Below are 25,983 nucleotides of genomic sequence, written 5' to 3'. Positions count from 1 at the left end.
TATTTATTTTAACGCAAATTAGGCATTTTGTGTTGACGAAAAGCATCTGTTATAATACACTATAAAATATCAAAACAGTAATAGTACAGATGAACTTAAAGGAGGAGTCCACAATGTTAGAAAATGTAGTTGAATTTTTCAAGAACCTACCTGCAAAGCAATGTACAGAATGCGGTGAAAAAATTGAAGAACAAAGTGAATGCTACAGCAACACTTGTGAAAAATGTAACCACCTATAAGCATTTGCCTATTCTGTATTAGTCATATACGTGCCCCACACGTACTAATAATGACACCCCTCATCATAATTTTGATGAACCCTTAATTAAATCTCTTACACTTAAAAACAGCAGCCGATACGCTCATATCAGCTGCTGTTTTTTGTATGATTTTTTTGCATATGTGCTGTTTTGTTGAAGTCGAGCCGTTATTCCCGGTACTTGAACAGTTCCCGAAGCCATCCGAGCACATTCTCTCGCCACCTGATCAGTTTTCGAACCTACCCGAGCACATTCCCTCGCCACCTGATCAGTTTTCGAACCTACCGATCACATTCTCTCGCCACCTGATCAGTTTTCGAATCTACCCGAGCACATTCACTCCCTACCTGATCAGTTTTCGAAGCCACCCGATCAGTTCTCCCCGCTACCGAGCCCTTGTCAGACAATCATTCAACCATAAAAAAAACACCCACCAATATCGGTGGGCGTAAAAAATTCCTTTTTTAGTTTTCTTCGGCTACTTTTGAGTAACGTTTTGTGTGTAGTAACATGAAATAACCGAAAGTAATAGCTAAGAATGCTACTAGGAAGCCTGCTAGAATTCCGTAGTTTTGCATTAAGAATGATGTATCACCAGTTGAAATACTAGCTTTAAATGCTGAAACAGTATATGTCATTGGTAATAGTTTATTAAATACTTGTAATGGTGATGGGATTAACTCAAGTGGGAATGTACCCGCACTTGTTGTAAGTTGTAAAATTAATACAACAATCGCCATGAAGCGTCCTGGATCACCGAAAATAGATACTAACATTTGAATTAAAGCTAAGAAAACATAACTTGTTAATAATGCTGTTAGGAAGAAGTATCCCAAATTGTTTACTTCAAGGCCTAAGCCCCATTTTACAATAACCACTGTTAATATAGTTTGAATTAAGCCGACTATTGCTAAAACTGAAGCTTTACTTGTAAACCAAGTTGCTCCATTTTTTGGACGAATCGCTGGTTCCACAAGTGGGAAAACGATAGAGATTAATAACGCACCAACGAATAAGCCAAGGGAAATAAAGTATGGTGCGAAACCTGTTCCATAGTTAGGTACATGGTTAACAGATTCTTTATCAACCTCAACTGGGCTACCTACCATATCATATGTGTCCTTGCTTGCATGAACTTCTTTTGCTTTTTCACTTGCTTCACCTAGTTTGCCAGATAAAGTTGATGTACCATCTGCCAGTTCAGTTGAACCATCAGCAAGCGTTGCAGAACCTTCTACTAATTCACCTGATTTAGAGGCAAGTGTTGATGTACCCTGATTCAATGTTGTTGAACCACTTGCTAGCTCATTTAAACCTGTAGCCAATGTTTTAGAACCTGTTACGGCTGTCTTAACACCAGCATTTAACTCACCTAATTTTTGAGAAAGGGTTGCATTACCAGCTTGAAGACCTTTTGCTCCTTCGATTAATGCACCACTTTTTGATGTTAACTCATTAGCACCTGCTAACACTTGTGATTGACCTGCTGCAATTTGCGATGCACCAGAATTTAATTTGTTAGCACCAGCTTGTAATTCGGTTGTTTTATCTGATAAAACACCTAATCCAGCATGCACTTTTTCGTTTCCTGCACGTAGCTGGTTTAATGATTGATTTATTTGATTTAATACTGCTTTTTGCTCTTCAGGCGATGAAGCCATCATGACTTCCAATTTTTCAGATAAGGCATCGATACCTGCTGTTACTTCAGCAGAACCACCTGCTAATTGGCCTGCTGCACCATTTAATTGACCTGCACCATCAGCAATTTGTGCTGCGCCTGCAGTGATTTGTGGTTGATTATTGCTAATCGTAGCTAAACCTGCTTGAACTTGCGCTACACCTTGTGTATATTGTGATACACCTTGTGAAAGAGATGTTGCTCCAGATGCTGCTTGCTGTGCACCTGTTTGTAACTGTACAGTGCCGTCTTGTAATTTTACTAAGCCAGTAGTTAAGTCATTTGCACCTTTTGCAGCGTCTCCTGCACCTTTAGTAATTTTATCTGCACCATTTGACAATTCAACTGTACTTGAAGCTAGTTGCTCAAGATAACCTTTTAAATCTTTTGCACCATTAGCTAAAGTTTTAGCACCTTCATCTAGCTTACTTGAGCCATCTGCAGCCTCCGTAAAGCCATCTCCCATTGTTGTAATAGAATCAAATATTTTTTCAGCATAAGTAGTTGAAACTTGTTTATTCACTTCCGCACGTATTTTTTCCATTGCTGTTTCACCAATTTGTGCACTAAGGAAGTTTAATCCTTCATTTGGAATATAATTCATGACTAATTTAGAAGGTTTGTCATCTAATAACGTAGTCGCATGCTCAGAGAAATTTGATGGAATTTCTAGAGTCATATAATAATCTCGGCCATTTAGGCCTTTTTCAGCTTCTTCTTTGGATACTTCAATAAACTTAAAGTCGTTACTCTCGACAAGCTTATCGACTAAATCGTTCCCCAAATCTAATTTAACGCCTTCCATTTCAGCGCCCTTATCTTGGTTGACAACGGCTACTGGCAAATTCGGCAGGCCTTTATATGGATCCCAGAACGCCCATAAGAACATGCCTGCGTACATGACTGGGATAAATAATACAGCAATTATTGAAACAAGCATTTTTCTTGTTTTAAGGATTTTCAGCCACTCAGCTTTAATCATAAGTTTTCTTCACTCCTATTAATATTTGACCGAAAACATAAGTCGGTCATTTTTATTCAAAAAAAAAGCTAAATCTTCAGAGGGTTTAAATCACCTAGACTGTCATTGATTCACACTTTAACACAGCCGAATCAAGTTAAAATTAGCCCACGGAAAATTGTTTCCTTGAAAAGATTTAGTATCTTTTCTTCTGGAATAATTTCGCCATGTAGCTCATGCCAATCAACGATAAATGCTAGATACGCCTTTAGCAACAGAAAGCTTACTAATTCTGCATCACAGTCTCTAATTTCTCCTATAACGATACGTCTTTGAATTAATTCAGTAACGTAGGATAAAATTTCAGTCTCAATGCGAACTAAAACTTGTTTAACTGCCGGTGTTCGTAATTCCTTTTCCTCGTCTAATAACTTTACAAATAAAAGATGTTTTTCACGGAACTGTAGCATTTTCATTAAAGCATTGTGCGCATTGTCCATAAAGCTAGCTGATGCATCCAACACTGCATCCGCTTCTGCTTGCATCTCTCGTACAAGTGACATAGCTATCTCTTGAAATAAAATTTCTTTATTTGCAAAGAATGTGTAAATCGTCCCTTTACCGACATTCGCAATTTTAGCTACTTGCTCCATTGTTGTCGCCTTGTACCCAAACAATGTAAAGGATTTTGTAGCTGCTTCAAGAATTTCCTGCCTACGATCCATTAGTAACATCCTTTCCTGTTATATTATGTACATGCCTTTGTACACGAAAATGATAATGACCAGAAAACCGTTTCGGTCATCTGGTCATTATCATATTCCTATTTTGAAAATAATGCAAGCATTTAATGGTGATTTTTTTCACTTTTTTCGTGATCACTATGCTCAGCACCCTCTGATTTATCATTACCATGATCCATCATGTTATGATCCATGCTGTTGTTATTTGCTTTTTCATCCTCTGGTAAAACTTGCGTCATATCCGGGCTTCCAGCAGTAATTTGTTGCTTCGGCATATTATGAATGCCATTAGCTGTCGTATGAGCATACATATAATATACGCCATCGTGGTCAAACGTAGTCTTCGCTTTATAAACGCCATCTTTCTCTAATTTACCCTCAAGCATTTGCCCTTCATCTCGTTTACCAGATTCCCACACTTCAAATTTCACATCTGCATCATCGATATTTTTACCACCTTGTTCAACTTGCGCAGCAAGCTCAACTGTTTCATTTATTGCTACTTCTTTTGGTGTTAAAATTTGAACTTCCAACATTTGTGGCTCTTGTGGTTCTGGTAAAGCAGTTGATTCTTTTTTTTCTCCGCAACCTACTAATAATGCAGGTACTGCAACTAATGCCAATAACCATTTTTTCATGTTTTATTCCTCCATTAACGGCAATGTAATTTTTACAATTGTGCCCTTTTCAATTTCACTTTTAATCTCTATCTTGCCCTGTAACTGCTTCAACAATTGTTCAACAATCGACAAGCCTAGTCCACTGCCACCATCTGCTCGGCTACGTGCTTTGTTAACACGATAAAAGCGTTCAGTTACATGTGCTAAATCCTCCTGAGGAATACCAATTCCATAATCCTTTACGGTAATTTGTGCATTCCCATTATCCTCAAAAGCAGTAATTTCAATCTTTGACTGCTCATACGAGTAATTAATAGCATTTTCAATTATATTAATAAAAACTTGTTTAAGTTTTATTTCATCAGCTTTGATGATTAATGCATCATCAGCATCCAAATGGAGTGCAATGCTCTTCTTCTCTGCCTGATGGATTAATATTTTTTGAACCTCACGTAATGTTTCGGCAAGAGGGATTGGATATAAAGTAATTTCCGCCTGTTCATTTTCCATACGAGCTAGTTGAAGTAATTCATTCGTTAAACGTTCCATACGATTTGCCTCACGTACAATTAGCTGGATTGTTTCCTCTTTTTGACTTTCTGGAATAATGCCCTTTTGCATCGCTTCACTATATCCTTTTACATAGCTAATGGGTGTCCTTAGTTCATGCGAGACTGTAGCTAAAAATGTTTTTTGAGCCTCGTCCTCTTGTTGGATTGACTCTGCCATTTTATTAAAGGTGCTAGATAATCTTCCTATTTCATCTTTTGAATGAACTCGTACGCGTGTTCCATAGTTTCCGTATGACATTTGCTCAACAGCTCTTTGCAAATTACTTAGTGGTCGCATAATCTGACAAATTCCTTTATAAATTAAATAGCTGATGACAATTAAAAATATAAAGGCACTGACAAATAAGAAAATGACTTCATTATTCGCTAACTCACTAATTTTTGCTAAAGGGAAGTAAATATAGATAATCCCTTCAAGCCTATTTTGATCTACTAACGGAAGTACTACAGAAATTAACTGTCTATCAAATCGAGGTTCATACCCAATTTTTTGTACATATTCACCTGCCAGTAATTGCTGTCGCTCTTCTGGACCAATTAATGTTTCGAAATCAATATCAAACGGCACACAGGCACTTAGTTCTCGCGGGTTTCTTACAGCGAAAATATTCAAATTCGAATAATTAGCATAATGTTCAATGTCTGCAATAAACTCATCCGTTACTTTACTACCGGTATACATCGTTTGTAGCTTTGACCCTACTTCTACCATCATCTCTTCCGTGTCTTCTACATAAAGTCGTTCATATAAATAATCAGTCAGGACATACATGAAGACAACGGTAATAATTAAAAACGCAAAGATTAATAGCCAAATGCGTGTTGAAATCTTTTTCATTCGCCAGGATCAAAGCGATAGCCCACTCCCCAGACGGTTTGAATATGCTCCGCCGCTTCCTTTCCAAGCTTTATACGTAAGGTTTTTATATGAGTGTCAACAGTTCTTGTTCCCCCTACATAATCAATATCCCAAATGCGTTCTAGTAATTGCTCCCTTGTATACGCATTTCCAGGGTTATTCATAAATAAATGTAATAGTTCAAATTCCTTTAATGTAAGCGGAATACTTTTTCCATCTACAGATACCTTGCGTGCAGTCTCATCTATTTTAATAGGTCCAAACACCACATATTTTTGCTGTAATTCTTCAATATTAGTACCACTTCTTCTTAACACAGCATGAATTCGCGCAACTAACTCATCGTTTGTAAAAGGTTTTACAATATAATCATCTCCGCCAATTGTTAGGCCTTTCACTTTATCCTCATTGGCATCGCGTGCTGTCAGGAAAATAATTGGTATATTCGACATCGCACGTATACTTTGACAAACCGCAAAGCCATCTTCATGCGGCATCATCACATCAAGTAAAACTAAATCAATTTTTTCGCGCACAATAATATCATAGGCTTCTGTACCACTTGCTGCCGTTAAGGTCTCAAATTTAGAATTATTGAGCATCATTTCTATTAAATTACGCATATCTTGCTCATCATCAACAATTAATACAGTTGTCACATTTTTTCCTCCCTCACTAACAGTTGAAATGCACCTTTCCCCACATCAACTGTTTTTTTCACCTGACCTTCTTTTATGAAATACAAAGTATGGTCATCATAGCCAGCGACAACAATATAATCTTTAAACTGATTTACGGCAAACGGATTAGCTCCTACCTCTTGCTGCCATTTCACATTTCCATCAAAGTCAGTAACATATAATTTATTATGGCCATGACTAACAACGAGGATAGCATCCTTTGTTTTAGTTAATCCGACAGGCATTAAAGGCATTTTTATCTCCCCTTTTTTAACGCCTGTCATAAGATCATATTTTTTAACAGAGTTATTCGGTTTACTTCCTTCTCCATGACCACCTATCCAAAGTTCATCTGTCTCTTCGAGAATGGTTATTCCATGTGATGATTTTTGAATCGGCCACTCTTGCTCAACCTTTAGATTTTCTATATTTAACACCGATAATTTCGTATCTTTATAATTAATCACATATAGCTTATCTTTATAAGCTGCCATCGACATAGGATAATTACCTAGCTTCTGCGTTGCCAGTTCGTTGCCCTTCTCATCAAAGCTTGTCACTGTATTTGTTTTACTATTCGCAATAAAAAACTGTTTTTTATTTTCAGCATAATACACATTCGTTGTACCAAGCTGTACTTTTTTGGAATAGAGCTTCTTTCCGGTTGATAACGTATAGACGTCTATTTCATTTAATTGATGACCGTACAATAACACACGATCATTTTCAAGCAGTATTGCCCCTGAGTAAGCTTTGTCAAATAACCATGTTGCCATCAAATTCCCTTGTCCATCTATAAAATCTAGCGAAGGCTCTTGTATATTTAAGGACGCAATAAAATTCTGATCGCGTTCAATAGGATCAAACGATTTCTCCGTACACCCTGCTAGCCATATAAGCTGTACTAAAGAAAAAATGAAGAATACCCATTTTTTCAACATCATCACCTCTGTTTCTTAACTATACTTCACAATTGTGAAATTCGCGTGAAACTTGAGAGGTAAATTTATGACAAAGAAAACAAGCAAATTTCACGATTATTACTATGTAATACTACATCTACGAGCATTTATCCAAACCAAAACATATAGTAGCTCATATACTACATAGATTACGCTAAGGAGGAATCCACTTTATGGCGTCCATTAGCTTATGTATGATAGTGAAAAATGAAAAAGATGTCATTGGTAGATGTCTAGCATCTGTAAAAGGATTGCTCCAAGCTGTCCTTTTTGGCCTGTTAAACCTGGAATAACTGGTCCTACAGGAAGTACTGGAGCTACTGGGGAAAAGCAATAAAAAAGTAGGACAAACATTGATTTTCAAGTTTGTCCTACTTCTAATAACTATTTAATCCACAAACATTCCCGTTAGTATTTCGTCAGCAACATTTTTACCTTGCTCAACGCACTCAGGTATTGATATTCCTTCGAAGGAACTCCCAGAGAGTTTTACAGTCGGAAAATGTTCACGTAATTCTTGTTTTACTCGCTCTACTTTCGCTTCATGTCCTACGGTATATTGCGGCATGGCATTTTTCCAGCGGGAAACTACCGTCATTAACGGTTCTCCATCTACACCAATTGTTTTCATTAAATCCTGCAATACGGTCTTTTCAATTTCAGTATCGGATAACGCTACAATTGCCTCGTCTCCCACTCGACCAATATAACTACGTAACAGCACGTAATCATCTGGTGTTGTGCCAGGCCACTTTCGATTCATCCAAGTACAAGAAGTTATTGAAAAATCACTATTTCGAGAAACAAAAAATGATAACGCATCTAGATCACCTAACTGATCTTTTTTAAACGCCATTGTCACAGTAGCAATAGTTGCTGCCTTCATCGTACTCAATTCAGTTAATAACTGGTGTTTGCTGAACATTTTTCTTACCACATTAAACGGTGTAGCAATAATAACAGCATCTGCTTTTAATTGTGTAAAATTGTTTAACACAACTTGGACAGTACTATCCTTACCATGCTCAATTTCCTCGACCTTAACACCCTTCATAACTGTACCAGGAAGCAGTGATTCTTCAAGTTTTTCGATAAGTGTCTCAAGACCATTAGTAAATGTTTGAAAAATGCCCTTATCTTTCGTAGTAAGATCGTTACTTAAAAAATTCGTACCAGACTTTTTCATACCAATAAGTAGGCTACGATATTTTTGCTCTAATCCATAGAGCTGTGGAAATGTTGAACGCATACTTAATTGCTCAATATCACCAGCAAATGTTCCTGCAAGTAATGGCTCTACTAAATTTTCTACAATCTCAGCACCGAATCTTCTTCTAAAAAATTGCCCCAATGGTTGGTCATCATCCTGTGCAGAGCGAGGGATGAAAAAATCCCCTGCTGCACGAACTTTCCCGCTAAGTGAAAACAAACCTGATGTAATAAATGACGAGACATGTGGTGTTGCCCCAGACAAAAGATTACTAGGGATTGGATATAATTGACTACCAACAGCAACGTAAGTCGGTCCTGTATTGCTTGTAATCATTTCCTGTTCAATGCCTAAATCCTTTGCCAAAGCATATACATAGTTCTCACGATCAAAAAAAGATTCTGGCCCGCGCTCGATAATACAACTATCTTTTCTCAGTGTTTGTATTTTTCCGCCAAGACGTAATGACGACTCGACAAGTACGATATCTAACGGCAAATCTTTTGCGCTTGCTTCTTTTTGCAAATAGAACGCAGCTGTGAGGCCAGTAATGCCACCGCCTACAACAACTACCTTTCGTCTTTTCTGAGTCACCAACATCATCACTTTCTTTTCGCTTAGCTTAATTTTTTATGAATGGCATCGACCATTGCATCGATAAATAATGGGTGTGTATTTGGCATTGCTGGACGATAATATTTCGCGCCAAGTTCATCACAAACAACTTTACATTCATAATCGTTGTCATATAAAACTTCTAAATGTTCTGTTACAAAGCCAACTGGCGTATATACGAATGAACGGAAGCCCTTTTGCTCGTAAAGTTCACGTGTTAAGTCCTGAACATCTGGACCAATCCATGGCTCTGGTGTTTGTCCTGCTGATTGCCAGCCAACTTCTACATTATTGACACCCGTTGCTTCTTTGATTAGTCGAGCCGTCTCAATTAATTGATCTTCATATGGATCGCCCAACTCTTTAATTTTCTCTGGAAGTGAATGTGCAGACACGATTAGACATGCTTTTTCACGTTCTTCTTCAGACATTGCATTAAATGTTTCATTCACTTTGTTTTTCCAATATTCAATGAACTTCGGTTCATCATACCATGATTCTACAGAAGTAATTGTTAATCGATCTCCAGCTGTTTCTGCTGCACGACCATTATATGACTTAATGGAGAACGTTGAGAAGTGAGGAGCTAATACGATAGAAACCGCTTCTTTAATACCTTCTGCTACCATTCCTTCTACAGCATCTTCAATGAATGGGTGGATATGCTTTAAACCAATAAATAATTTATATTCCACATCATCTTGCACTTCATTTAAACGTGCACATAAAGCTTCAGCCTGCGCCTTTGTAGCAGCAGCAAGCGGTGATAAACCACCGATTGCTTCATAACGGCTGCGTAAATCTTCTAAATGCTCTTCTGATGGTTTGCGACCGTGGCGAATATGCGTATAGTAAGGTTCGATGTCTTCTTCTTTATAGGGTGTTCCATATGCCATAACTAATAAGCCTTTAACTTCTTTCATTACCTTTTCACCTCTAAATAATAGTTAAATATATCTTTATCGTACAGTATGTGACAAAAATAAGCTGTCCAATTCATTAGGTTGGACAGCACCCTTTCTATGATGAAATCGAGATATCATTCATAGAAAAGAAAATATGAAAGTTAATATCTTGTTCACATCTATATTAAGAGCGTGCTTGGATTTGTTGAGCACTATACTCATGAATAAGCGCTGTTAAACGTTTTAACACGTCTGGATCTACCTCTGGGAAAACACCATGACCTAAGTTAAAGATATGCCCTGGCATTTCTAAGCCTTGATCGATAATATCTTTCGTGCGTTTTTCAATAATTGACCAATCAGCAAGTAATAGTGATGGATCTAAATTCCCTTGTACTGGCTTAGTTATACCGTTAGCACGGGCTTCTCTAATTGGTAAACGCCAATCTAAACCAACAACATCAATTGGTAAATCATTCCATTCTTTCGCTAAATGACTTGCACCGACACCAAACTGAATAAGTGGCACATTTTCTTTTTGCAGCTCTGCAAAAATACGTGTCATAATCGGTTTAATGAACACACGATAGTCTTCAACATTTAAAGCACCAACCCATGAGTCAAATATTTGGATAGCTTTTGCTCCCGCTTCGACTTGGGCTGAAACATCAGAAATAATCATGTCAGCTAATTTGTCCATTAATGCAAACCAAGCTTGAGGCTCTGATACCATAAATGATTTTGTTTTATTATAGTTTCTTGAAGGACCTCCTTCAATCATATAGCTTGCGAGAGTGAATGGCGCACCTGCAAAGCAGATTAAAGGCACATTCAGTTGTTCTTCTGTTAACATTTTTATCGTTTCTAAAACGAATGGTGTATGTTCTTTCGCATTGAATTCACCTAGTTTTTCTATATCAGCGACTGAGCGAATAGGATTTGAAATGACAGGACCTACGCCTGCTTTAATTTTTACATCTACTCCAATACCAGGGAGTGGTGTTACTATATCTTTGTATAAAATCGCTGCATCAACATTGTAATTTTCTACTGGTAATCGCGTTACATATGCACAAAGCTCAGGTTGATGTGTAATTTCCTCTAAAGAATACTTTTCTTTAATCGCACGATATTCTGGCTGAGAGCGTCCTGCTTGTCGCATATACCATACTGGTGTATGTTCCGTTCTTTCTCCTCGTGCAGCACGTAGAAGAGTATCATTAAAAGTTGTCATGAATAGTTCCTTCCCCTCAATAAAATTCATATCGTAAAATTCTCTTGTTTATTCCGTTATTATTGATATCCGTTTTCAATAGTAAACGCTTCCTCTGTTATTGTATAGTTTTCATAGGGAAATGTCATAAAATTGTTCTTTCTAAGGGGTTTCTTTTTTGACAAAGCTATAGACTTACTCTTAAATGGAAATAATCACGCTATATTTTGAAAATTCATAAGGAGGGCATTTTTATGTATATTTATTTAACTTCTGGTACAGGTGATTTTTTAGAACAATTAAAGAATAAATATCCAAACGAGGGGATGATTTTAATACACGGAGAGGGAAACTCTGTGCTTATACATGAAGCCGAAGGAAAATCTGTATTTGCCACACCTCGTAAGTTTGAAGTGCTAGATTCAGTAAATGATCTTGAAGAACGTGGCTTCTTTGTTTTCAACAATATTCCTGTTACAGATGAAGGTCGACCAGTTTTTGAACATCGCTTTTTAAATCGAGCACGTGCTATAGAAGATGAACCAGGCTTTGTAGCATTTCGACTACTCCGCCCATTAAATAGTGAAGCATACATTGTCATGACACAATGGAACGGTCCTCATTCGTTTGAAGCATGGAAAAGCTCAAAGGCCTTTGCATCAGCACATGCTGAACGTAAAGAACCAACAGGTGTGAATCAACAAAATATTTTCTCAGCAGCTTCCTATGTCACAACCTATAGTGCTGCTCCAAAGGAAGAAAACGAAGATTAGTTGAGGAGCGCGGGTATTTGCTGCCCTTCCGCGGGTATTCTTCTCGGGCGCGCGGGTATTCACTGCTCTTCCGCGGGTATTTCCCCCGGGCGCGCGGGTATTCACTGCCCTTCCGCGGGTATTCTCCCGGGCGTGCGAAGATTCATTACTTTTCGCAAGGATATTCTTCATGAGTAGCGCTAACCCTCTGTTTATCCAGTTTGTAAAACTATTATGTTATTAATAAAAATCTAGGATAATCCGTTTAAGGAGGTTTACTATGAACCAACATCTACTTGAAAAAATTGATGCTCACTTTGACGAAATGGTGGCGATTCGCCGTCATCTGCATATGCATCCGGAGCTAAGCTTTCAGGAGCAAGAAACTGCTAATTATATTATTCAATATTATAAGAATCTCGGCGTACCGGTGGAAGCTAATGTCAGTGGTCACGGTTTAATTGCGCGGATTAAAGGGAGCAAGCCTGGCAAAACGATTGCCTTACGGGCAGACTTTGATGCTCTTCCTATACAAGACGAAAAAGACGTTCCATACAAATCAACTGTGTCTGGTGTTATGCATGCTTGCGGGCATGATGGTCATACAGCTACTTTATTAATTGTCGGGAAGCTATTGTGGGAAATGCGTGATGAGTTAGTAGGAGAATATGTACTAATTCATCAACATGCTGAAGAGGTTGATCCAGGTGGAGCAATTGGGATGGTACAGGCTGGGGCTTTGAATGGCGTTGATGCTATTTTTGGTACACATCTTTCTTCTAACCATCCAACAGGGCTGATTGGCTACCGCGTAGGACCAACAATGGCCGCTGTTGATAGTTTTGAACTGAAAATTCAAGGCCAGGGCGGTCATGGCGCTCATCCGGATCAAACAAAGGATGCGATTGTTATTGGCTCTCAGCTTGTTATAAATTTACAACAACTTGTCGCACGTCGTATTGCCCCAACCGAATCGGCTGTTTTGTCAGTTGGTTCATTCGTGGCATCTAATGCTGACAATATTATTGCCGATACAGCCTATTTAAATGGCACAATTCGAACGTTTAATAAAGATGTTCGTGAAACGATGGAACGTGAGTTTAAACGGGTTATCCAAGGTACAGAAATTGCGCATGATTGTACAATTGAACTGAATTATCGTCGTGGCTACCCTGCAGTAATAAATCATGAGAAGGAAACACTCTTTGTGCGTAACGTCGCACAGGATATTTGCGATGTTACTGAGATTGAAGCAACTATGGGGGCTGAAGATTTCGCTTATTACTTAGAAGAAAAGCCAGGTACATTCTTCTTTACGGGAGCCAAGCCAGCTAAATATGCACCACATCATCATCCAAAATTCGATATAGATGAAAAAGGGATGCTCGTTGCTGCAAAGGTATTATTAACAGCAGCACTAGATTATCAATTAGTAGAATAGAAGACAAATGTGCTAAAGCGCTCCACCACTTAAAACTCAATAATTTCTTTAACAAAAACAAGCTCATTTCTCCAATTCTATTATTGGAAAAATGAGCTTCTATAATTTGCTGATCACCATAACGTGGGTTGATTTCCGTACCGGCTAGGCGCTTTCCTGGGGGCGTCCAGCCTCCACTCCAATCAACTTATTCACATGGCATACGTTTTAACAAAATGCCTCTAACCTTTGGCGATAAGCTAAAATTAACTATATTCAAGATTTTGAGGCCCTAGCAGTCAATTCACTAACAACCAAAATGATTATAAAAGTTACATAAAACATTGGCTGCGTGACACCACATAGTCCTACTATAATAGCTTGCGTTATCATTGCAAGACGCACAATTTGATTGACTGCTACCTTACGTGCTTCATCCGGTAAAGGATAAAGCATGTCCATTCGAAATTCACCGCTTGATAATAAAGCCGATTTTAATTGAATAGTTGTAGCAAAGCTCAATGCACCTGCAATAATCCATGTAACGACTGGGATATCTACAAAGGCTGCAATAACAGCTGAAATCACTGTTAATCGGAGCCATAAATAAAAATGATCATCTGTTCGGACGAATGTACGGAACACTAAGTACTTTTGGGCATTGTCCTTCTTATATGGCACAAATTTGTAAAGCCAATCTAGCCAACCACGACGACGGATACTACCACGTAAATGTGGAACGTCCGTGAAATAATTAGCAAAGCGATAGAAACTCATCATGCGATTTTGTTCCAGCTTTACAAAATGCTCGTACGGAACAGGCTCACCTGCACATTTTTTTCTAAATACTACAATATACACACACCCAACTGCAGCAGCAACAATTGCTAAAATTAGCTGCATATGAAGCGCCATGTACACAGTAATACTAAAGATAACAGCTCGAATTAGCCTGTCTACCCAAATCATTTGACCACGTTCACTATAGCGATAACTAAATTCACCTTGAACGCTCAAATACTTCAATATAATAATAAGTAGAAACACTGACCAAATTTCAGATGTTGTTAATTCAGTAACAGCCTTTAGTAAAGGGATGCTTACGATATAAACAATTGCCACAATCCAAACTTGTGACCAAAACGTCCAAGCTAACGCCTTTTTAAAATACTGTGACATTTTTGATTCTAATGGTAATAAATACACTTGGTCTGGCTCTCTCAAAAGTGAAGTTGGACGACTTAATGCAAGTAAAATCCCTACAAACACTGCGATTAATACCTCTGCTGGAAAATCAGGCTTTACACTTTTCAGCCATTCACTATACTGATAGCCCCCTGCTCCAATAAGAAATACTAGTACAATCGCTAAATGCCCTGTAAAAATAAATCGCATATATTTTTGCACTTCACCTATATAGTGCATGAAGCGAGAGGACCATACGTCACGCAAGTTCTTCATGGTCGCGCTCCTTTGTCATTGCAATATATAAATCATCCAATGTCGCATGTGGCATCGCAAATGCCTTGCGTAAATCCTCCATTGATCCTTGTGCTCGCACACGTCCTTCATGCAATAAAATGATGCGGTCACAATGCTTTTCAGCGGTTGATAAAATGTGCGTAGACATTAAGATAGAAGCGCCTTCTTTTTTCTTTTCATCCATCTGATCAAGTAATGATTGAATTCCAAGTGGATCGAGCCCCACAAAAGGCTCATCAATAATGTAAAGGCTTGGATTGACTAAAAAGGCACACATAATCATAACCTTTTGACGCATCCCCTTTGAAAAATGCGAAGGGAACCAATTCAGTCGCTTTTCCATTCGAAATTCTTTTAATAATAATTGTGAACGAGCTGCAAGTGTTGCTTCATCTAGACCGTAAGCCATCGCGGTTAATTCTAAATGTTCCCGTAATGTTAGCTCATCATATAATACAGGTGTTTCAGGAATATAAGAAAATGCTGTACGATACTTGTCCGTATTTTCCTTTAACGTCACACCATTTAAACGTATGTCTCCTTCTTTTGGAAGCATCGTTCCGATGATATGCTTTATCGTTGTACTTTTACCAGCTCCATTTAAGCCAATTAAGCCAACAAGCTCACCTTTTTCAATCGAAAATGATAAATCTTTAATAACCGGCTTTCTTGTATAACCACCTGTCACATGTTGTACCTCTAATACCGTCATGCCATCACTCCTCTTCTCGTTTATATTTTATCAAAAATTAGCAAATGATACAGTTATGAGGTCCATCACCAAAAGTTGTGTATGACTTTTGTTAAAACGTTTTCTATGTAAATAAGTTGATCTTCGTTACGACTGGGCGACTCCTTGGGGATTAGCGATAGAGGAACGGAAATCAACCACACATTTTGATGATGATCCAGTTATGAGTATGATAGAATGTACTTACATATAAAATAAGGAGGAATTTTCGAATGAGCGATTGCCTATTTTGCAAAATTATTGATGGATCCATTCCAAGTACAAAAATTTATGAAGACGAACATGTTTATGCCTTTACTGACATTTCACCTGTAGCAAAAGGACATACCTTACTAATCCCAAAACATCACTGTAAGGATCTATTCGAAATGCCTGAGGACGTGGCTCGTAATTTATATGCAGCAGCACCCAAAATTGCGAACGCTATAAAAGCTGCTTTTAACCCAATTGGACTTAATACGATTAATAATAATGGGGCTGCAGCTGGACAAACTGTTTTCCACTATCACTTACATTTTATTCCTCGTTACGATGAAAAAGAAGGCTTGGGCTTAATTTGGCAAACACAAAAATACACACCAGAGCAATTAACTGAAGTTGCGGAAAGCATTAAAGCTAACCTTAAATAATGTCACTCAAATTATCAGAATTTTGTATTGCAATTTTAAGATTTATATCGTACAATCACAAATAAGTTTCGCTAACGGTCATGAGGACACGTTAGGAGACAAAAAGATTAGCATAGTCGAGGAGAGATGAGAAATGAATACAAAGAATTTAGTATTAATGGCCCTTTTGGTCGGTGTTGGTGCTACCCTTTATGTGGTCACACCTGGTATGGTAAATGGCATGAAGCCTGATTTCATGCTAACAATGATGTTTATTGGCATTTTATTGTTCCCTACTGTTAAAGAAACATTCTTACTTTCTTTAGCAACCGGTGTACTGTCAGGATTATTTACAACGTTTCCAGCAGGTCTTGTTCCAAATATTATCGATAAAGCAGTAACAGGCTTTGTCTTTTTAGCTATCTTACTTGTGCTGAAAAAATTGGCAAGCAATTTTATAGTATCTGCAAGCTTAGTTGGCTTAGGAACAATTTTATCTGGAACTGTCTTTTTAGCAGTAGCACTTTTTGTATTCAATGCAAATGTTGGTGCAACATTCGCTGTTCTGTTTGTAGGGGTTGTATTACCTGCTGTAGCATTTAATGTCATTGCTTTTGCAATTATTTATCCTATTGTTGCAAAATTAGTGAAGCGCTCTAAATTCCAAACAGCTATTTCAATTTAATAAAAGGTGCATACATTTAGGAAATGCACGTTTATCTTCACAAGAAACTAAACCGTGATTCAAAATCACTCGTTTAGTTTCTTTTTTCTTTTTGATATATGTGCATTTCATGGTTTAATAGTAGGTATCACATGATAATTACAGGAATGAGGTAATCGATATGAAAGCAAAACCATTTTTATTTGGACTTGGAGCTGGTATCATCGGCGGTACAATCGCTGTACTTTTTTCAACTCCTCAATCAGGACAACAATTACGTGCTAATTTGCGATCAAATGCTGAAAGCACAAAGGACAAACTTTTAGATGTAAAACAGCAAGTAGGTACAGTTAAACAATCTGTTCATTCGCTTACTGATGAAATAAAAAATAATATACCACTAATAATAAATGATTTAAAACAAACTATTACTACATTCACTGAAGAAATCGAGCCATCAAAAAATAACTTACAACAAGAAATAGAAGCATTACAGAATTCAATAAGCGAAATCGAGAAAAACGTTGCACAAATTACAGAAAAAAAGAAAAAACCGCAAGAAAAAGTTAGCGACTAAAGTCCTTTTTAACTAATGAAATTTCTATATTTTTATTAGTTCTAATTGATAAAATGTTATTTTTTAACCACTTTTCAATTTTTTAATTTTTCTAACTTTAAACTTTTTTCCTTTATTGCTATAATATTTTTAAAATGTTAAAGAAAGCAGTAGGTGATGGCTTTGTCAGAGGAATTATACACTCAAAAAGAAGCGATGCTTTATAGTCAAAGAATTGCGCAAATATCAAAAGCCTTATGGAAAGCAGTTGAAAAAGATTGGCAGCAGTGGATTAAACCCTACGATTTAAATATTAACGAACATCATATTTTATGGATTTCGTATCATTTAAAAGGGGCTTCCATTTCTGATGTGGCGAAATTTGGGGTAATGCACGTCTCCACTGCATTTAATTTTTCAAAAAAATTAGAAGAGCGTGGATTCCTGAAGTTTTCAAAGCGTGATGACGACAAACGTAATACGTATGTTGAGTTAACAGAAGCAGGTACAGAACTTATTGTTGAAATGAATAGTAATTATCATAATACGTATCATTCTGTGCTAGAAGGTTCATTAGCTTTAAAAGACCTATACGGTCGCTTCCCAGAATTTTTAGATGTTATGGCTGTTATTCGCAATATATACGGAGAGGACTTCATCGACATTTTTGAGCGTTCCTTCCAGCACTTCCGTGATTCCTTTGATACGATTGAAGAACGTCCAACTGTAAAAGGATGAAAGTGAAACTACTAGGCTTTTAGCGTCAGTTGTTCGTAATCTAGAACCTAATGGCCGTAAAAGCTTATAATTAAAGAGGTATTTCAGAAATATTTCTGAGATACCTCCTTTTTCTTGCATTCTAATATAAATCAATTTAAATTAAATAGACCATTCATATTACGGAGTTGATAATCATGCATTGTTGGAAAATATTAAATCTTGAACATCATTACGGAACAACGCGTATTATGATCATGTCTATACTTGTTTTTTTTACTGTCTTTTCTCTTTCCTATGTGACATGTAATTTATTTAATGATGAGCACTATACAGATCGTTTGTTTTGGCTATTTGTTATTGCTATATTTGCAATCTATCCAATTCATAAATGCTTGCACTTTCTAGCATTATATGATTTACGTCAGCATTTAAAATTGCGTGTGCGTACACAATTTTTTGTTATTCCTGTTCTTCACATGCGTATCCGTGAACCTTTATCGAAAAATCGTTATATTTTAGCTTTACTCACACCATTTGTTGTTCTAAATACAAGCATTTTATTGGGTACACTACTATTCCCTGCGTATACCCATTATGGCACATTACTTTTAGCTTACCATTGCAGTCTATGTGTAATAGATATTCTATATGTAAAATACTTATTGAATTCGCCTAAAGACTCCCAAATCGAGGAGACGCCTAAAGGCTATGAAATTTTAGTGCCACCTACTATTTCCTAAATTGCTTGTACTTGTGTTTTATTAACGTTTTTTGTTATGCTATTAATATTGAAAGAGGGGAGGAATAGACTTGCTGTTAATGATTGTAGTTCTATTCTCGGTATTCTATTTATTTCAAATAAACCGTATGACTTATGCGCTGTGCATGCGACGTGAAATTCCCGAAGAAAACCAACCAAAAGTATTCCGAACTATAAATATACTTATTACAATTTTACTTGTCTCATTTTATATTGAAGTTTTATATGCAGTATAGTTAAAAAGAAAAGTGATCTGCGCCAGTCAACGTTCAGAGGTAAATTGAACACCTTATGTGACCACGCGATCTGATCAATCATATTTAATGGAACGTGACCTCAAGCGGGCTGCACGAATGCCTTTACATTGTTAAAAAAAGCTAAGGAAATTAAACCCTTAGCTTTTCGTCATTTTATATTAATTAGTATAGGAACGCTGCTCCAACAATAATTAATAAAATAAATAACACAACTAATAAAGCAAAGCCTGAGCCTGAGCCGTAGCCACCGCCGCCACCGTATCCTCCGCTGCTCATAACTTCACCCCCTTTCTTTTCTATATCCTATGCGCTTGCAAATTTGAAGTATAGGCTATACTCAAGGGGGAACCATTTTGTTTTTAAATCGTTTATGTTATAGTAAAAAATGGACGAAACCATATAAGGAGAGAATATCCACTATGAAAAAGACAGTTTTATCTTTAACATTAGCTGCTTCAGTATTAGCACTTGGTGCTTGTAGCGGAGAAGACAACAAAACAATTGCAACTTCAAAAGTGGGCGACATTTCAGTTGCTGACTTTAACAAAACATCAAAAACTTTAGCAGGTTCTCATATACTTCAACAAATGATGACTGAAAAAGTATTAGCTGATAAATACAAAGTATCAGATAAAGAAATCAAAGAGGCCTACGACGCAACTGCTTCACAATTCGGTGATAGCTTTGCCGACGCACTTGCTCAAAGTGGCTTAACTGAGGAAGGCTATAAAAATGCTTTACGTGTTGAGCTTCTTTCAGAAAAGGCTTTAGAAGATAAAGCTTTTAAAGAAGCAGATGTAAAAAAACATTATGAGCAAATGAAAACAGAGTTAAATGCTCGCCATATTTTAGTAGCTGATGAGAAAACAGCTAAAGAAGTCATTGCCAAAATTAAAGGTGGCGCTTCTTTTGCAGATGTAGCAAAAGAATACTCAACTGATACTGGCTCTGCTGAAAAAGGCGGAGAGCTTGGTTGGTTCACTGTTGGTTCAATGGTAGATGAATTTAACGATGCTGCTTATGCCCTTCCTTTAAAAACATTAAGTGAACCAGTTCAATCAAGCTTTGGTTACCACGTTATTGAAGTTACGGAAAAGCGTGATGTAAAAGGTGTTGGCTCATTCAAAGATGAAGAAAAAAACATCCGTACACAAATGCTAGCTAAATTAAAGCAAACAGGTCAAGATCAACAAATTCTTAAAGATATCGTTGCCAAAATGGCAAAAGATGCTGATGTAAAAACATCTGATAAAGAATTAAAACCTGCTATAGAAGCCCTTACAACAACAAGTGAGGAGCAAGCTAAGGCTGCTGAAGAAGCAGCTAAAAAAGCTGAGGAACAAGCTAAAAAAGCAAGTAAAGACGACAAAGAAAAAGATTCTGAAAAATAATCTTACTAGTTGTTACTTTACTATATGAAAAAGGGTTACGCCGCTACAGGCGTAACCCTTTTTATACAGAAATGTCTGCTAAATGAAGACGAATGTAATCCCCAACCTTTGATAAGGAACCTCAAATCTACATTTACTAAATAGTCGGCTTATAAAACGATCGATTATCAAGCGGAAATAGTCTTTCTGTAAATTCACCTGGCTCTGTTTTACCTAATGCTCGAGTTAGCATGTTCATCTTTGCATCAATATTATCAATATAATGTAAGATTTCCGCTTCTTGAATCATCGGTTTTTTCGGGCTGCCCCATTCTTCTTTACCGTGGTGAGATAGTACCATATGTTGCAATAGCATGACTTCCTCGCCCTCGATTTCTAGTTCACTAGCAATCTTGGCAATTTCATTGACCATAATAGTAATATGACCAAGCAAGTTCCCTTCAACCGTATACATAGTTGCAACAGGTCCTGATAACTCAACTACTTTACCAATATCATGCAGAATAATCCCTGCATATAACAGATCTCGATTTAATGTAGGATATAAATCAGCAATCGCTTTTCCTAGTTTCAACATAGACACCATATGATCTAATAGACCAGACGCATAATCATGATGATTTTTCGTAGCAGCTGGATAGACTAAAATAGCATCCTGATGTTTTTTAATAGCTGCACGTGTAATTCGTGATATATTCGGATTTTTAATATCAAAGAAAAATTGCGTCAATTCTTCATATAATTCTTCTTTTGGAGTTGCTGAGGAAGGAACTAAATCATTAATAGCAATTCCCTCCTCTGGTTTTGCAACTCGGATTGCCTTGATACGCAATTGATTTTTGCCACGATAGTCATGAATTTCTCCACCTACACGGACAATTGCCTCAGCGTGATACATTTTTTCATGATCTTCATTTGTATCCCATAGCTTTGCTTCAATATCTCCACTTTTATCTTGTAATAATAGTGACATAAATGGCTTTCCTACTGTGGTAACCCCTTTTGTCGCCTGTTTAATTAATAAAAATTGATCAACTGATTCTCCAACCTGGAGCGTCGTAATACCCTTCATGTTGACGCCACTCCCCTTTCATTTGCTAGTGCTCCTACATCGACAATTTGGTCTTTCTGCCAATGTTCGAGCATCGCTTCATGGCAAGTAAAATATAAAATTTGTCGTTCATATCCTACTTCTTTCATTAATTGTACCATTTTGTCTGTACGGTTTCGATCAAAATGGACAAAAGGATCGTCCATAATAAATGGAAATGGAGCAGAAGTTGTTAGCGTTTTTGCTAGTGCCATACGCAACGAAATATAAGCTTGCTCCTTTGTAGCCTGTGATAATTCTGCCATTTGATAACGTAATCCAGAAACATCCTGTGCAACAAAATAGCCTTCATCGTTAATTAAAAGCTTATCGTAACGCCCACCTGTTAACAAATTAAATATTGCATTAACTTCTGTTAAAACATGAGGTAGTTTTTCTTCTCTTAGGCGGAACAATGTTTCATGTATCGCAGTAGCCAATGCTTTTTTGGCAGCCCATTGCCCTATCAGCTGTTGCAACACTGATTTCTCTTCTTCAAACTGTTGAAGCAACTGGCCATATTTCTCGTCATTTAGAAGATTCTCCTTTTGGATTTGCAGTGTCGCTCGTTGTTCTAAGCAATGATCGATCGCTACCTGCATCGTGCCTCGCTCTTCTTCTAAAGTAAGCAGTTTTTCATGTAGCTGTTCTTCGTCTAGTAATGACTGCTTGTTGTCTACATTTAGCGAAGTTAGCTGACTCTGAATGGCTTGAAGTTCTGTTTTTATTTGTTGTTGTTCCTCAAATTGTTCATGTGTTTCATAATAGCCCTTCTCTGTTTCTACATTCGCAGCATTAAATAACTGAGTAATTTCAGACTCATAGCTATCTATATGCGATTGCACTCCTTGCATTTTAGTCTGAAGACTAGTCAACTGCTCTTTTGTTTGTTCGGATATCTGTTGCTCCTGCTGTAAAGTAAGGAATGTAGTACGTAAATGCATAAAGATTTCTTGCTCACTATACTCTGTCTTTAAGACTCGCTGTATCTGTGCTAGTAATTCCGTTTTCTCTGCTTGTACTGTTTGTAGAAGCGTAAATGTACTCTTCTTTTTTGCTGCCAACTCTTGAGCACCACGAATACGCATAAACAGCTCTGGTAATAATGTTTTCGGTATATTTCCCTCTAGCCTATAGCGCCCTAAAAAATGGTGAAGCAACTGAGTGGCCTCTTCACATACCTGCTCAGCCCGTTGAATTTTATATTCAAGTTTCACATATTGGCGTTCTTTTTCTTGCTGTTGCTCATTTACATGTAACAAGCGATCCTCAAGTTTCTGTTTTTTTAGCAGGATAGCTTGCGCAATATTTTCCTCCTGCTCTAACTCACGTATTTGCTGACTCTGTTGTTTACTCGGCGCTTCATGAGCTTGTCTAGCAAATTTTAAATATAAAATAATGATGAGTGACATAATCGCTCCTACAACGATAACAGCTATATTTTTTTCCATAACACCATAGATACACGAAAGTACACTTATGGCTAATACAATAAATATAAAAATACTTGGTTGTTGTTGTTTCGAGCGTTGTGACCTTCCATAACGCAATTGTTCAAGCTTTCGCTTACGCTGTGGCCACTGTGCTAAAATATGTTCTTCCTCCGTAGTTAATGACTCTTGTTGAAGCTGTTGTTTCAGTTGAGCAATTGTATCTAATTCTGCATGTAGTTGCTCCAAAGAACGCAAATGAAATTTCAGCTCTTCTTCCGCTTCTTCTAATAGGCTTAACTGTTGTTGAAATTGTTCCTCTTGCTGTAATGATACGGTTTCTTCAAGCAAAATATCCTGCGCTGTTTTTTCCTGAACACCTAACAACCGGAACTGAGCTTCTATTTCTTGCTCGATTAAATACAGCTCATCCATTAAGTTCTGTTCCTTTACAACTAACTGATTCCATGTTGCTTCCTTGTTCACAAGACGAGACATTTCAGTAATAATTTGCTCATCCAATGTTAATTGTAGCTTCTGTTGTAGTCCCTGAAACTGCTCCTTCAGCTGCTCCATTTGTAGTGTTTCATGCATAAGTCGATCCTTTAATTGCTCATAACGTCGGATCCCTTCTGGAGGAAATTGCACATGTTCATAGCCTTTTTGCGTCTGTTCGAAAGCTTTTTGCTGTTTTAAAAGTGGCATAGCCTGCTTAAGAATGGTGAGCTGCTGCCAATTTTGCTGCTGTGTTTTTTGCTGACTATATAACCCCTCTAACCTTTGATCGAACTGCTGTAATTGTAATAATTTATCCTCGAAGGTTTGAATATTACCTTGCTCTTGTTTAATCGTACGTTCTAGCTTTTTTAACTGCTCCAATTTTTGATTAATGAGTGGCACTTTGCCTGCTTTTTTAAAAAGCTCACTAGCATCTTTGTCCAACTTCTTTTCTAGAGATGATAGTTGTTGAATCCCAGTTGTCCCAGAGGCAAGTAACAAATGTGTTAGCTCTTCCTCTGACATTTTTTCAATGCCCTGTAGCTCATGTAAGGAAAAGGAGAAAATGGACTCAAAGGAGGCTTTTGAATAACCATATAATAGTTTTGCTAAAAGTTCCTCATGCCCCATTGTCCCGTCTTCTAGATAAACTGTGACATCTCCTGCTGCCTTTCCTTTCATACGTTCGATCGTGGCTTGCCCATACGTTGGATGCCAAATCGTCAGCTGACCACCGAATTTAGTCGATACTTTCGGCTCATATTTACGTTGTGCCTGCTGCCTCGTAGGAAATCCAAAAAGCATTTGTAAAACAAACTGTTGAATGGTCGTTTTACCCGCTTCATTCATACCATAAAAAATGGTAACCCCTTCACGCAAAGAAATGGTGATGTTTTCATGCTTGCCAAAGCCATAAATTTGGATTTTTTGTATCGTTAGCATGTTATTCACGCCCTTTGAATTTCTTCTGCTAATAATTCTTGTGCGTTATGCATTAAATTTTTAATGTCCTGCTCTGTTAAAGGCTCGATTAGCCTTGCACCACCAGCATGTTGATACAGTTCCTTTAAAATATCCTTCCATTCAGAAATATCCCATTCCTCCATTAAATTCATCACCGATTCAGTCGTAGCAGTATGTTCATACAATACTGACGATTGATGTAACACGAGCTTTTGTACCCAGCACATCGGTTCAATTCCATCCTCAGCTTCTCGAATAGTTTCTAGCCATGCATCAACTGAAGCATGTTCAAATAAAGATTGTGATTGTTCATCTATATTTTTCAAATGGAGTTCGACAACAGATGCCCCATACTCCTGACGATTAAGCATCAGCGCCTCTTCACATTTTTTTAGAAGTTCATTTGCATGGAACACATTTGTACAATCCACCTCTACCGTGTTATAAACAACAGCAGATGTCGGTACAAATTCCAAATCAGTAGAGGTTTGTGACAACGTTACGTCATAGAAGCCCTTTATCCCTTGCTCCTTACGATGTCGGCTTTGAATATTGCCCGGATAAACAATCGGTGGATTTTGATGTAAAAATTGTCGCTTATGAATATGCCCTAAAGCCCAATAATGATAGTTTTTTTCAAGAAGTTGATCTTTTGTGAAAGGAGCGTAAACAGCATGTGTAGTATCGCTAGCCTCACTACCGTGAAGCATACCAATATGCATAACATGCTGGTCCTGTGCAACAGGATAACTATCAACCATTGATTCCGTTATATGACGATCACTATAGCTGAAGCCATAAATATTGACTAGCTGACCACGTATGTTTAATTGCACAACACTAGTTTCAGCTGGTAACTCATAAACATTGCTTGGTAAAGCAAAGCGTGTCCAAGCACCATTTAAGTGATCATGATTACCATAGCTTAAAATGACAGGGATCTTATGTTGAAAGAGTTTTTCCATAGCCTCTTGAAATCGTCTTTGTGCCTGTAAGCTACGATTTTCTCCATCATATATATCACCGACAATCAGTAAGAAATCTGGTTTCTCCTGAATAGCTTTTTGAATAATTTTATCAAAAGCTTCAAAAGTACTTGTTCGAATCTTTTTGAAATTTTGCTCAGGTAAACCAAATAAGCCCTTAAATGGACTATCTAAATGTAAATCCGCCATGTGGAAAAAACGAATTGCTGACATCCAATCACCTCAAATAATCAATTATACCTCGGCATTATTGCGTCAGAATCGGCTTTGCGCTTAGGTCTGCACGAGGGCCGACACGATGTCGGTCATTTCGGTAATGCCACAGGACGTGGCGTTTTTACCGATGCAGGTCAGTTAGCCGTTATCGCATGGAT

Annotated in this window: 25 protein-coding genes; 10 read left to right on the top strand and 15 right to left on the bottom strand. The window is 37.5% G+C overall.

Features of this window, described 5'->3' with window-relative positions; all coding sequences use genetic code 11:
* Positions 1-113 precede the first annotated feature (113 nt).
* The gene (gene yhfH, locus ACQKMI_RS23280; protein WP_012292204.1) at positions 114-239 is read left to right on the top strand and encodes a protein YhfH; all 126 of its coding nucleotides are present in this window, start codon (positions 114-116) and stop codon (positions 237-239) included.
* A 485-nt stretch (positions 240-724) separates the two neighbouring features.
* Here the strand turns inward: yhfH and ACQKMI_RS23275 are convergent, their stop codons facing one another.
* The 9 genes from ACQKMI_RS23275 to hemE all read right to left on the bottom strand — a co-directional run bounded on the left by ACQKMI_RS23275 (position 725) and on the right by hemE (position 11,302).
* On the bottom strand, positions 725-2,923 hold the full coding sequence (locus ACQKMI_RS23275) for a YhgE/Pip family protein (protein ID WP_427492795.1): 2,199 nt from the start codon (positions 2,921-2,923) through the stop codon (positions 725-727).
* Between the two features lie 131 nt (positions 2,924-3,054).
* The gene (locus ACQKMI_RS23270) at positions 3,055-3,627 is read right to left on the bottom strand and encodes a TetR/AcrR family transcriptional regulator (protein WP_323649843.1); all 573 of its coding nucleotides are present in this window, start codon (positions 3,625-3,627) and stop codon (positions 3,055-3,057) included.
* Between the two features lie 122 nt (positions 3,628-3,749).
* On the bottom strand, positions 3,750-4,283 hold the full coding sequence (locus tag ACQKMI_RS23265) for a FixH family protein (RefSeq protein WP_427492793.1): 534 nt from the start codon (positions 4,281-4,283) through the stop codon (positions 3,750-3,752).
* A gap of 3 nt (positions 4,284-4,286) precedes the next feature.
* Positions 4,287-5,675, bottom strand: a complete 1,389-nt coding sequence (locus tag ACQKMI_RS23260) for a sensor histidine kinase (protein ID WP_427492791.1) — start codon at positions 5,673-5,675, stop codon at positions 4,287-4,289.
* Positions 5,672-6,355 (bottom strand): response regulator transcription factor, encoded by a 684-nt coding sequence (locus ACQKMI_RS23255; protein ID WP_427492789.1) that lies wholly within the window; start codon positions 6,353-6,355, stop codon positions 5,672-5,674. Before ACQKMI_RS23255 ends, ACQKMI_RS23260 begins: the two co-directional genes overlap by 4 nt.
* Complete coding sequence (locus tag ACQKMI_RS23250; protein ID WP_427492787.1) at positions 6,352-7,317, bottom strand: YncE family protein; 966 nt, start codon at positions 7,315-7,317, stop codon at positions 6,352-6,354. The genes ACQKMI_RS23255 and ACQKMI_RS23250 overlap by 4 nt, the downstream gene beginning before the upstream one ends.
* A 409-nt stretch (positions 7,318-7,726) precedes the next feature.
* On the bottom strand, positions 7,727-9,151 hold the full coding sequence (hemY, locus tag ACQKMI_RS23245; RefSeq protein WP_427492785.1) for a protoporphyrinogen oxidase: 1,425 nt from the start codon (positions 9,149-9,151) through the stop codon (positions 7,727-7,729).
* Positions 9,152-9,165: 14 nt separating this feature from the next.
* Positions 9,166-10,086, bottom strand: coding sequence for a ferrochelatase (gene hemH, locus ACQKMI_RS23240; RefSeq protein WP_427492783.1), 921 nt, complete (start codon positions 10,084-10,086; stop codon positions 9,166-9,168).
* A gap of 166 nt (positions 10,087-10,252) precedes the next feature.
* Positions 10,253-11,302, bottom strand: a complete 1,050-nt coding sequence (gene hemE, locus ACQKMI_RS23235) for a uroporphyrinogen decarboxylase (RefSeq protein ID WP_427492781.1) — start codon at positions 11,300-11,302, stop codon at positions 10,253-10,255.
* A gap of 233 nt (positions 11,303-11,535) precedes the next feature.
* Here hemE and ACQKMI_RS23230 point away from each other — a divergent pair, with 233 nt between their 5' ends.
* Together ACQKMI_RS23230 and ACQKMI_RS23225 are read left to right on the top strand one after the other, a co-directional pair.
* Entirely contained in the window at positions 11,536-12,054 is a 519-nt protein-coding gene (locus ACQKMI_RS23230) for an antibiotic biosynthesis monooxygenase family protein (protein WP_427492779.1), read from the top strand.
* 259 nt (positions 12,055-12,313) lie between these two features.
* Positions 12,314-13,474: an amidohydrolase gene (locus tag ACQKMI_RS23225; RefSeq protein ID WP_427492777.1), complete on the top strand. Its 1,161-nt coding sequence runs from the start codon at positions 12,314-12,316 to the stop codon at positions 13,472-13,474.
* 255 nt (positions 13,475-13,729) lie between these two features.
* Here ACQKMI_RS23225 and ACQKMI_RS23220 read toward each other — a convergent pair whose 3' ends face one another.
* Together ACQKMI_RS23220 and ACQKMI_RS23215 are read right to left on the bottom strand one after the other, a co-directional pair.
* On the bottom strand, positions 13,730-14,914 hold the full coding sequence (locus ACQKMI_RS23220) for an ABC transporter permease (RefSeq protein ID WP_427492775.1): 1,185 nt from the start codon (positions 14,912-14,914) through the stop codon (positions 13,730-13,732).
* Complete coding sequence (locus ACQKMI_RS23215; protein WP_427492773.1) at positions 14,898-15,647, bottom strand: ABC transporter ATP-binding protein; 750 nt, start codon at positions 15,645-15,647, stop codon at positions 14,898-14,900. Before ACQKMI_RS23215 ends, ACQKMI_RS23220 begins: the two co-directional genes overlap by 17 nt.
* 251 nt (positions 15,648-15,898) lie before the next feature.
* Here ACQKMI_RS23215 and ACQKMI_RS23210 point away from each other — a divergent pair, with 251 nt between their 5' ends.
* From ACQKMI_RS23210 to ACQKMI_RS23185, 6 genes are all read left to right on the top strand, one after another.
* Positions 15,899-16,315: an HIT family protein gene (locus ACQKMI_RS23210; RefSeq protein ID WP_323649866.1), complete on the top strand. Its 417-nt coding sequence runs from the start codon at positions 15,899-15,901 to the stop codon at positions 16,313-16,315.
* Between the two features lie 133 nt (positions 16,316-16,448).
* The gene (locus tag ACQKMI_RS23205; RefSeq protein WP_323649867.1) at positions 16,449-16,979 is read left to right on the top strand and encodes a tryptophan transporter; all 531 of its coding nucleotides are present in this window, start codon (positions 16,449-16,451) and stop codon (positions 16,977-16,979) included.
* 160 nt (positions 16,980-17,139) lie between these two features.
* Entirely contained in the window at positions 17,140-17,535 is a 396-nt protein-coding gene (locus tag ACQKMI_RS23200) for a YtxH domain-containing protein (RefSeq protein WP_427415566.1), read from the top strand.
* 156 nt (positions 17,536-17,691) lie between these two features.
* Positions 17,692-18,252, top strand: coding sequence for an HTH-type transcriptional regulator Hpr (locus ACQKMI_RS23195; protein WP_323649980.1), 561 nt, complete (start codon positions 17,692-17,694; stop codon positions 18,250-18,252).
* Between the two features lie 176 nt (positions 18,253-18,428).
* A complete protein-coding gene (locus ACQKMI_RS23190; protein WP_427492770.1) occupies positions 18,429-18,974 on the top strand; it encodes a DUF3267 domain-containing protein in 546 nt (181 codons plus the stop codon).
* A gap of 70 nt (positions 18,975-19,044) precedes the next feature.
* A complete protein-coding gene (locus tag ACQKMI_RS23185) occupies positions 19,045-19,230 on the top strand; it encodes a hypothetical protein (protein ID WP_079563331.1) in 186 nt (61 codons plus the stop codon).
* Between the two features lie 183 nt (positions 19,231-19,413).
* On the opposite strand, the gene ACQKMI_RS23180 is transcribed toward ACQKMI_RS23185, so the two are convergent.
* A complete protein-coding gene (locus tag ACQKMI_RS23180) occupies positions 19,414-19,527 on the bottom strand; it encodes a YjcZ family sporulation protein (protein ID WP_370046387.1) in 114 nt (37 codons plus the stop codon).
* Between the two features lie 143 nt (positions 19,528-19,670).
* On the opposite strand from ACQKMI_RS23180, the gene ACQKMI_RS23175 reads away from it, so the two are divergent.
* On the top strand, positions 19,671-20,642 hold the full coding sequence (locus ACQKMI_RS23175; protein ID WP_427492768.1) for a peptidylprolyl isomerase: 972 nt from the start codon (positions 19,671-19,673) through the stop codon (positions 20,640-20,642).
* Positions 20,643-20,778: 136 nt separating this feature from the next.
* On the opposite strand, the gene yhaM is transcribed toward ACQKMI_RS23175, so the two are convergent.
* From yhaM to ACQKMI_RS23160, 3 genes are read right to left on the bottom strand one after another with little or no spacing between them, the layout of a single operon-like run.
* Positions 20,779-21,714 (bottom strand): 3'-5' exoribonuclease YhaM, encoded by a 936-nt coding sequence (gene yhaM / locus ACQKMI_RS23170; protein WP_323649874.1) that lies wholly within the window; start codon positions 21,712-21,714, stop codon positions 20,779-20,781.
* Positions 21,711-24,602 carry an AAA family ATPase gene (locus ACQKMI_RS23165; RefSeq protein WP_427492766.1) on the bottom strand — a complete coding sequence of 964 codons (2,892 nt, stop codon included), beginning with the start codon at positions 24,600-24,602 and terminating at the stop codon, positions 21,711-21,713. Before ACQKMI_RS23165 ends, yhaM begins: the two co-directional genes overlap by 4 nt.
* A 5-nt stretch (positions 24,603-24,607) precedes the next feature.
* Positions 24,608-25,822: a metallophosphoesterase family protein gene (locus ACQKMI_RS23160; protein ID WP_427492764.1), complete on the bottom strand. Its 1,215-nt coding sequence runs from the start codon at positions 25,820-25,822 to the stop codon at positions 24,608-24,610.
* Positions 25,823-25,983 lie beyond the last annotated feature (161 nt).

This window comes from Lysinibacillus sp. NPDC097214 (assembly GCF_050277945.1).
Taxonomy (GTDB): domain Bacteria; phylum Bacillota; class Bacilli; order Bacillales_A; family Planococcaceae; genus Lysinibacillus; species Lysinibacillus xylanilyticus_B.
The sequence above is the reverse complement of the archived record's forward strand: the minus strand, read 5'-3'. Positions and strand labels throughout refer to the sequence as shown.

Bases quoted from the DNA above. Each gene is read 5' to 3' on its own strand.
- ACQKMI_RS23165 (WP_427492766.1), bottom strand. From the start codon at position 24,602: ATGCTAACGATACAAAAAATCCAAATTTATGGCTTTGGCAAGCATGAA.
- ACQKMI_RS23215 (WP_427492773.1), bottom strand. From the start codon at position 15,647: ATGACGGTATTAGAGGTACAACATGTGACAGGTGGTTATACAAGAAAG.
- hemE (WP_427492781.1), bottom strand. From the start codon at position 11,302: ATGACAACTTTTAATGATACTCTTCTACGTGCTGCACGAGGAGAAAGA.
- ACQKMI_RS23175 (WP_427492768.1), top strand. From the start codon at position 19,671: ATGAAAAAGACAGTTTTATCTTTAACATTAGCTGCTTCAGTATTAGCA.
- ACQKMI_RS23220 (WP_427492775.1), bottom strand. From the start codon at position 14,914: ATGAAGAACTTGCGTGACGTATGGTCCTCTCGCTTCATGCACTATATA.
- ACQKMI_RS23210 (WP_323649866.1), top strand. From the start codon at position 15,899: ATGAGCGATTGCCTATTTTGCAAAATTATTGATGGATCCATTCCAAGT.
- ACQKMI_RS23160 (WP_427492764.1), bottom strand. From the start codon at position 25,822: ATGTCAGCAATTCGTTTTTTCCACATGGCGGATTTACATTTAGATAGT.
- ACQKMI_RS23270 (WP_323649843.1), bottom strand. From the start codon at position 3,627: ATGGATCGTAGGCAGGAAATTCTTGAAGCAGCTACAAAATCCTTTACA.
- ACQKMI_RS23275 (WP_427492795.1), bottom strand. From the start codon at position 2,923: ATGATTAAAGCTGAGTGGCTGAAAATCCTTAAAACAAGAAAAATGCTT.
- ACQKMI_RS23205 (WP_323649867.1), top strand. From the start codon at position 16,449: ATGAATACAAAGAATTTAGTATTAATGGCCCTTTTGGTCGGTGTTGGT.
- ACQKMI_RS23260 (WP_427492791.1), bottom strand. From the start codon at position 5,675: ATGAAAAAGATTTCAACACGCATTTGGCTATTAATCTTTGCGTTTTTA.
- ACQKMI_RS23265 (WP_427492793.1), bottom strand. From the start codon at position 4,283: ATGAAAAAATGGTTATTGGCATTAGTTGCAGTACCTGCATTATTAGTA.
- yhaM (WP_323649874.1), bottom strand. From the start codon at position 21,714: ATGAAGGGTATTACGACGCTCCAGGTTGGAGAATCAGTTGATCAATTT.
- ACQKMI_RS23230 (WP_427492779.1), top strand. From the start codon at position 11,536: ATGTATATTTATTTAACTTCTGGTACAGGTGATTTTTTAGAACAATTA.
- ACQKMI_RS23190 (WP_427492770.1), top strand. From the start codon at position 18,429: ATGCATTGTTGGAAAATATTAAATCTTGAACATCATTACGGAACAACG.
- yhfH (WP_012292204.1), top strand. From the start codon at position 114: ATGTTAGAAAATGTAGTTGAATTTTTCAAGAACCTACCTGCAAAGCAA.
- hemY (WP_427492785.1), bottom strand. From the start codon at position 9,151: ATGATGTTGGTGACTCAGAAAAGACGAAAGGTAGTTGTTGTAGGCGGT.
- hemH (WP_427492783.1), bottom strand. From the start codon at position 10,086: ATGAAAGAAGTTAAAGGCTTATTAGTTATGGCATATGGAACACCCTAT.
- ACQKMI_RS23225 (WP_427492777.1), top strand. From the start codon at position 12,314: ATGAACCAACATCTACTTGAAAAAATTGATGCTCACTTTGACGAAATG.
- ACQKMI_RS23200 (WP_427415566.1), top strand. From the start codon at position 17,140: ATGAAAGCAAAACCATTTTTATTTGGACTTGGAGCTGGTATCATCGGC.
- ACQKMI_RS23250 (WP_427492787.1), bottom strand. From the start codon at position 7,317: ATGTTGAAAAAATGGGTATTCTTCATTTTTTCTTTAGTACAGCTTATA.
- ACQKMI_RS23180 (WP_370046387.1), bottom strand. From the start codon at position 19,527: ATGAGCAGCGGAGGATACGGTGGCGGCGGTGGCTACGGCTCAGGCTCA.
- ACQKMI_RS23195 (WP_323649980.1), top strand. From the start codon at position 17,692: ATGGCTTTGTCAGAGGAATTATACACTCAAAAAGAAGCGATGCTTTAT.